This is a genomic window from Pseudoalteromonas sp. J010 (assembly GCF_003934235.1).
Classification (GTDB): Bacteria; Pseudomonadota; Gammaproteobacteria; order Enterobacterales; family Alteromonadaceae; genus Pseudoalteromonas; species Pseudoalteromonas peptidolytica.
This window is the reverse complement of the sequence record NZ_RDBW01000085.1, coordinates 1-532: the sequence shown is the minus strand read 5'-3', so window position 1 is coordinate 532 and position 532 is coordinate 1. Positions and strand designations below refer to the sequence as shown.

The window sequence follows — 532 nt, the reverse complement described above, 5'->3', positions numbered from 1 at the left end:
CTCAAGGCATGTTCCCAAGCATTACTCACCCGTCCGCCGCTCGTCATCTTCTAGCAAGCTAGAAATGTTACCGCTCGACTTGCATGTGTTAGGCCTGCCGCCAGCGTTCAATCTGAGCCATGATCAAACTCTTCAATTAAAAGTTTTTTTGAAACCTAAGCTTCATGCTCATTGAATTCTGATTTTGATACCTTTCGGTATCGAATTGACTGTGCTGAATAAACTAAGTTTATTCTGTTGGTCACTCAGTTCAATTGAGACTCTAAATTTGTTTGCGTCATCTAGCGAACTAGACTCYGCTGTTAGAACTCAATCTGTACGAGTGCCCACACAGATGATTGCTTCATATTGTTAAAGAACAKTTCCGGTTACCCGGTGCGATGACTTATCATCGCTGCGCCGTTAGCGCTGAGGGTTGTGCATTCTAAGCATTTCCCATTTGTTGTCAACACTTAATTTTGATTTTCTTTCGAAGCATTCAAACTCAAGTTTTATTTGACTCCCGACTCGTTGGCTCGTTGCTTTTCAGCGC

Annotated in this window: 1 rRNA gene; it reads right to left on the bottom strand. The window is 42.8% G+C overall.

Annotated elements, in window-relative coordinates:
• Positions 1–139: ribosomal RNA gene (locus EAG18_RS22060) — 16S ribosomal RNA — on the bottom strand; the annotation flags it as partial.
• Between the last annotated feature and the right edge of the window lie 393 nt (positions 140–532).